4 protein-coding genes and 1 pseudogene are annotated in these 6,604 nt (G+C 73.4%); 2 read left to right on the top strand and 3 right to left on the bottom strand.

What is annotated here, in order from left to right:
• The coding region (gene pulA, locus GKQ77_RS24555) for a pullulanase-type alpha-1,6-glucosidase (protein ID WP_219691107.1) at positions 1 to 2,612 on the top strand (2,612 nt) is incomplete at its 5' end.
• A 68-nt stretch (positions 2,613 to 2,680) separates the two neighbouring features.
• The gene (locus tag GKQ77_RS24550; RefSeq protein ID WP_219691106.1) at positions 2,681 to 4,309 is read left to right on the top strand and encodes a fused response regulator/phosphatase; all 1,629 of its coding nucleotides are present in this window, start codon (positions 2,681 to 2,683) and stop codon (positions 4,307 to 4,309) included.
• A 24-nt stretch (positions 4,310 to 4,333) separates the two neighbouring features.
• Here the strand turns inward: GKQ77_RS24550 and GKQ77_RS24545 are convergent, their stop codons facing one another.
• The 3 genes and pseudogenes from GKQ77_RS24545 to GKQ77_RS24535 all read right to left on the bottom strand — a co-directional run.
• The gene (locus GKQ77_RS24545; RefSeq protein WP_308117772.1) at positions 4,334 to 4,870 is read right to left on the bottom strand and encodes a GNAT family N-acetyltransferase; all 537 of its coding nucleotides are present in this window, start codon (positions 4,868 to 4,870) and stop codon (positions 4,334 to 4,336) included.
• Positions 4,867 to 5,583 carry a TetR/AcrR family transcriptional regulator gene (locus GKQ77_RS24540; RefSeq protein WP_219691105.1) on the bottom strand — a complete coding sequence of 239 codons (717 nt, stop codon included), beginning with the start codon at positions 5,581 to 5,583 and terminating at the stop codon, positions 4,867 to 4,869. The genes GKQ77_RS24545 and GKQ77_RS24540 overlap by 4 nt, the downstream gene beginning before the upstream one ends.
• 89 nt (positions 5,584 to 5,672) lie before the next feature.
• Positions 5,673 to 6,604: pseudogene (locus GKQ77_RS24535) on the bottom strand (hypothetical protein); the annotation flags it as partial.

Raw genomic sequence — 6,604 nt, 5'->3', positions numbered from 1 at the left:
CACCACCCCCCGACACCGGCCCCCTCGACCTGACGAAGTCCACCGCCCAGTGGATCGACCGCACCACCGTCGCCGTCAAGGACGACGGAGCGGCCGCGGGCACCACCACCCGCCTCGTCGCCGACCCCGAGGGAGAACTCGCCGTGCGGGACGGCGAACTCACCGGCACCGGACGGGAGTCGGCCCTCCGCGAGATCCCCGGCGGCCTCTCCGCCACCCAGCGCGCCCGCTTCCCCCACCTGTCCGCGTACGCCGCCTACGAAGTCGCCCCGCGCGACCAGAAGCACACCGCCGAAGACCTCACCGGCCAGGTGATCCTCACCCGGCGCGCCCCCGACGGCACCCTCACCGCCGCCACCGGCGTCCAGACCCAGGGCGTCCTCGACGACCTCTACGCGGCCCGCGCCACGAAGGCACGGCTCGGCCCGGTCTTCCGCGAGGGCGGGGTCACGCTCTCCGTATGGGCACCCACCGCCCAGTCCGTCGCCCTGGAACTCGGCGGCGCGCGCGTGCCGATGCGGCGCGACGGCGTGAGCGGCGTCTGGTCGGCCACCGGACCGAAGTACTGGTCCGGCAAGAGCTACCGCTACGTCGTCAAGGTCTTCTCCCCGAGCGCCCGCGCGGTCGTCACGAACAAGGTCACCGACCCCTACTCGCTCGGCCTGACCGCCGACTCCACCCGCAGCATCGCCGTCGACCTCACCGACAAGTCGCTCGCGCCCAGAGGCTGGCGGGAGCTGAGGAAGCCGGAGGCCGTGCCGCTGCGGAACGCGCAGATCCAGGAACTGCACATCCGGGACTTCTCCGCCTCCGACCGCACCGCGAAGGCCCGCCATCGCGGCACCTACCGCGCCTTCACCGACGCCCGCAGCAAGGGCTCACGGCACCTGAGGAAGCTGGCGAGGGCCGGCACGTCGTACGTCCATCTCCTCCCCGCCTTCGACATCGCGACCATCCCCGAGCGCGTGGCCGACCAGAAGCGCCCCGACTGCGATCTCGCCTCCTTCGCCGCCGACTCCGAGAGGCAGCAGGAGTGCGTGGCCGCCGTCGCCGCCGACGACGCCTACAACTGGGGCTACGACCCCTTCCACTACACGGTGCCCGAGGGCTCGTACGCCACCGACCCCGACGGGACCCGGCGCACGGTCGAGTTCCGCGAGATGGTGCGGGCGCTCAACCGCGACGGGCTGCGCGTCGTCATGGACGTCGTCTACAACCACACGGCGGCCAGCGGCCAGGACCCCAAGTCCGTACTCGACAGGATCGTCCCCGGCTACTACCACCGGCTCCTCGCCGACGGCACCGTCGCGACCTCCACCTGCTGCGCGAACACCGCGCCCGAGAACGCCATGATGGGCAAGCTCGTCGTCGACTCCCTGGTCACCTGGGCCAAGGAGTACAAGGTCGACGGCTTCCGCTTCGACCTGATGGGCCACCATCCCAAGGCCAACATCCTCGCCGTCCGCGAGGCCCTGGACGCGCTCACCCCCGCGAAGGACGGCGTCGACGGCAAGCGGATCATCCTCTACGGCGAGGGCTGGAACTTCGGCGAGGCCGCCGACGACGCCCGCTTCGTCCAGGCCACCCAGAAGAACATGGCGGGCACCGGCATCGCCACCTTCTCCGACCGGGCCCGGGACGCGGTGCGCGGCGGCGGCCCCTTCGACGACGACCCCGGGGTCCAGGGCTTCGCCAGCGGCCTGTACACCGACCCCAACTCCTCGAAGTCCAACGGAACGGCTGCCGAGCAGAAGGCCCGCCTCCTGCACTACCAGGACCTGATCAAGGTCGGCCTCACCGGCAACCTCGCCGACTACACCTTCACCGACTCCACGGGCCGCGAGGTCAAGGGCTCCGAGGTCGACTACAACGGCTCGCCCGCCGGATACGCGGCCGCCCCCGGCGACGCCCTCGCCTACGCCGACGCCCACGACAACGAAACCCTCTTCGACGCCCTCGCCTTCAAGCTGCCCCCGTCCACGACGCCCGCAGACCGCGCGCGCATGCAGGTCCTCGCGATGGCGACCGCCGCGCTCTCGCAGGGCCCCGCTCTCTCCCAGGCGGGCACCGACCGGCTGCGCTCCAAGTCCCTGGACCGCAACTCCTACGACAGCGGCGACTGGTTCAACGCCCCGCCCTGGGACTGCCGCGACGGCAACGGCTTCGGCCGGGGCCTGCCCCCGGCCGCCGACAACAAGTCCAAGTGGCCCTACGGCAAGCCGCTGCTGACGTCCGTCAAGGTGGGCTGCGCGGAGATCGAGGGGGCCTCGGCCGCCTACCGGGAGCTGCTGAGGATCCGTACGACCGAGAAGGTCTTCGGTCAGCGCACCACCGGCCAAGTCCAGCGGAAGCTCTCCTTCCCCCTGTCGGGCCGCGCCGAGACGCCCGGCGTCATCACCCTGCGCGCGGGCGACCTCGTCGTGGTCTTCAACGCCACCCCCGAGACCCAGAAACAGCAGGTCCGGTCCGCTGCGGGCAGCATGTACCGACTCCACCCCATCCAGGCGAAAGGCACAGATCGTATCGTGAAGTCTGTTTCGTATGAGTCCAGTTCCGGGATCTTCACCGTTCCCGGTCGGACCGTCGCCGTCTTCTCCCGGAGCGCGTCCTAGGACGCTAACTTGGTCGGGCAGGCCCGACGGAGGCCTGCCCCACCGACATTGCCCCTGAGGGGCCTCGCTTGAGCGCCAACGGCAAGGCAGACACCACGATCCTGGTGGTCGACGACACGGCCGCCAGTCGATACGCGCTGGGCGCGGTCCTGCGCCGGGACGGCCACCGCGTCATCCTCGCCGCCAGCGCGGGCGAGGCCCTCCTCGAACTCGACGCGCGGCACCGCGCGGGCGACCTGCCCGACGTGGCGCTCATCGACGTGGGCCTGCCCGACATGAGCGGCTTCGAGCTCTGCCGACGCCTCAAGGAATCCCCGCAGACCGCCGTCGTGCCCGTCGTGCACTTCTCGGCGGCCCGCGTCGCCCCCGCCGACCGGTGCCGCGGCCTCGACGCGGGCGGCGAGGCCTATCTGACCGTGCCCGCCGAGCCGGAGGAGATCCAGGCCGTCATCCGGGCCGTCGCCCGCGGCGCCCGCCACCGCAGCGACGCCGAGGCCGAGGCCGGGCACCTGACCCGGCTCGCCGAGACCATCCTGGACGTGCAGTCCGCCCGCTGCCCGCGCGAGCTGGCCGACGCCGCCGCCGCGGGCGCCGACCGCCTCACCCGCGGCCCCGCCGCCGCCTTCATCCTCAGTGACGACGGCGCGATGCACCGCGGCCTGTCCCGGCGCAGGGCCACCTCCTCCCTGCCCGACGACGGCGCGCACGAAGCGGTGGCGCGGCTCGTCATGCGCATCATGTCGGGCCACGTCGGCGTGCGCAGCACCTTCGCGCCCGCCCCGCTGTGGCCGCCCGGCTTCTTCCACGCCGAGCCCGGCTCCGCGGGGCCCGACGGCGCCCGGCTCGCCCTGGCCCGCAGCCGCGAGGGGTGCGCGCCCGTCTGCCTCGCCACCCCCTCGTACGCCCAGGCACCCGCCCCCGGCACCGGCCGTCTCGTGGGACGGCTCGCGCACGCCACCGCGCTCGCCGCCGAACGCCTGCTCATGTACGAGATGGAACGCCACATCGCGCTCACCCTCCAGCGCAGCTTCCTGCCCGCGCACGTGCCGCAGGTACCCGGCACCGAAGTCGTCGTGCGCTACGAACCCGCCTCCCGCGACACGGAGATCGGCGGCGACTTCTACGCCGCGCTGCCCACCTCGGCGGGCGTCCTCACCGCCATCGGCGACGTCGTCGGCCACTCCCTCGAAGCCGCCACCGTCATGGTCGAGATCCGGCACGCCCTGCGCGCCTACTGCGTCGACGAACCCGACCCCCGGATCCTCGCCCACCGCCTCGACAAGATGCTCCAGCGCTACCACCCCGACGTGACGGCCACCCTCTGCCTGGCGCTCGTCGACCCCGGCACCGGACGCACCCGCGTCTCGAACGCCGGGCACATCCCGCCGCTCATCGTCAGCGACGACGGCGTCGCCACCTACCTGGAGGCGAGCGGCCCGCTGCTCGGCCTCGGCCTCGAAAGGCCCGCGCCCACCGAGACGGCCCTGCTCCCCACCGACCGGCTCCTCATGGTCACCGACGGCCTCATCGAGACCCGCGGCATCGACCTCGCGGTCTCCATGGAGCACCTGCGCGTCGCCGCCGCCGAGTCACCGCTCGGCGTCACGGCCCTGTGCGACACGCTGCTCGCCTGCTTCGGTCATGACAGGGACGACGACATCGCACTCCTCGTCCTCGGCCTGACCGGGAATCCCTAGCCGGACCCGGGGCTCTGGGGCCCCTTAGGAGGCGCCTCGGGGGGCGCCGGAGAGCCGCTTCTCCAGGAGCGTCACGCCGTACGTGCTCCCGTCGGCGGCCACCTTCCCCGCCAGGTCCCCGACGACCGCGTACCCCGCCCCCTCGTAGTAGGCGCGCAGCCGGGGGTTGGCCGAAACGCAGTCAAGCCGGGACAGTTCACGCCCCGCGTCGGCGATGCGCCGCTCGGCCCGCGCGAGCAGCGCCCGCCCCGTGCCCGGCCGCGCCCCGCGCCGCACCATCAGCCGGTGGACGTATCCCGCGACCGGCGCCCGCACACCCCAGGCGGCCTCGTCGTCCCACCAGATCTCGAACGCCCCGACGACCTCGTCCCCCTCGTGGGCGAGCCACACCTCCTCCACACCCGAGGTGATCAGCCGGCGGAAGTGCCGTTCGTCCTTGTCGCCCGGCTTCCACTGGTCGATGCCGCGCTCCAGCATCCAGCGGGCCGCGCCGTCGTAGAGCCCCGCCAGGGTGGAGGTGTCGCTCTCGTCGGCGCCGCGGAAGGTCAGCCGTGCCGTCACGGTGCCAGCGCCGCCAGCCTGGTGATCAGCTCGGCGAACGGGCCGTCGGCCGGCTCCTGGGCGAGGACGGCGCGCAGCAGCTCCGCCATCTCCTCGTCGTAGGCGGCGCTCACCGCGGTCAGCGCCGCGAAGTCGTGCACGAGCTGCCGCTCCAGCTCCGCGCGCGGAATGCGCCGCCCGTCCAGCCAGAGCAGCGCGGTGGACTCGGCGAGCGAGATCCAGGAGCGCACGACAAGTTCAAGGCGGGCGGGCGGCTCGGTGACCCCCAGGTGCGCGAGGATCTGGTCGTACGCGGCCTGCCGCACCGAGTCGATCAGCGCGGTCGTCGTCGACACCGTCTCCCGCGCGCAGGGCCCGCCCGCCGAGACCGCGGGACCGCCCCGCATCAGCGCGGAGAAACCGGGCCCGTGCTCGTCGACGAAGGACAGGAAGCGGCCCATCACCCGCAACAGCCGCTCCCCGAGCGGCCCTTCGCGCGGCTCCTCGAACCGCCCGGCCAGATCCTCGGCCGCCCGCCGCAACGCCGCCTCGTACAGGCTGAGTTTGCCGGGGAAGTAGTGGTAGACCAGTGGCCGCGAGATACCCGCGGCCGCTGCTATCTCGTCGATGGACACATCGTCGGGCGAGCGGTGGCTGAAGAGGTCGAGCGCGACCCCGATCAACTGCTGCCGCCGCTCCTCGACACCCATCCTGCGGCGCACCCCGGTAGTCATACGAACACCTTACCGAGCAGATCCGGCCGCCCGACGGGCCGGTCCGCCAAGGGAGTTCACAGATCGAGCACCAGCCGCTCGCGCGCTCGCTACCCCAGCGTCGACACCTTCGTGCCGTCCGCCAGGGTGCCGGTCAGGCGGGCCCGTGCGGTGCGCTCCGTCCTGGCCGCGATGACGTTGCCCTGGACCCGGTCGCCGCCGGACGTGGTCAGGGACGTGACGTCCTTGCTGCCCGCGCCCAGGAGGTACCAGTTCCCGCCCCGGGACTTCCACAGGACGCCCGCGAGGACCTTCGGGTCGCGGGCGCCGCACGCGGTGGTGTCCTCGGCCTTGGCGGCCACGGCGCCCGCGGGCCCGCCCGCCGTCTCGAACTGGGCGAGGGAGCGGCTGCCCGCGCCCCGCCAGGTCTCGGCGCGGGTGCAGACCCACTGGGCGGCGCCGTTGCCCTCGGGGAGGGTCTGCCGGGCATACGCCCAGGAGTTCACGGACCGTACGCCGTTCGAGCGCACCGACGCGAGGGAGCAGGCGGTCTTGGCCCAGTCCGCGGGCGCGGTCTCGCGCGGCGCCTCGGGGCGGCCCGCGGTCAGCCGGGCGGGGGTCAGCTCCCCGAGGTCGGTCGATGTCCGCACCACGCCGGTGTCGTCGCGCAGCCGCAGCGCGTTCCACGACGTGCACTGGCCGGTCGGCGCGGGACCGGCGAAGGGGTCGGTGACGCCGTCCTTGTCGCGGTGCAGGGGCTGGGCCTTCGCGGCGGGCTTCAGCAGGTCGCGGACCGCGGCGGCCTTGACCCAAGGGGCGGTCAGATAGCGGATGTTGCCGTCCGCGCGGCTGACGACGACGGCGCTCGCCTCGGGGCCGCTCGCGCCGTCCACCCGCGCGAAGTCCAGCGCGGCGCCGCTCGTGCCCTCCTTCGGCTCGGCATAGCGCACGATGCGCAGACCGTCGTGGAGCAGCACCACGCGCGCGGCGTCGACGTCGCCCGCGAAGAGCAGCTGGGCGGGGCCGGGGGGCGCCCCGGAGG

Origin of the sequence: Streptomyces anatolicus (assembly GCF_019400875.1) — a bacterium.
GTDB lineage: Bacteria > Actinomycetota > Actinomycetes > Streptomycetales > Streptomycetaceae > Streptomyces > Streptomyces anatolicus.
This window is presented reverse-complemented; position numbering and strand designations above follow the sequence as displayed.

Excerpts from the sequence above, each read along its gene's own strand:
- GKQ77_RS24540 (WP_219691105.1), bottom strand. The coding sequence starts at position 5,583 with ATGACTACCGGGGTGCGCCGCAGGATGGGTGTCGAGGAGCGGCGGCAG.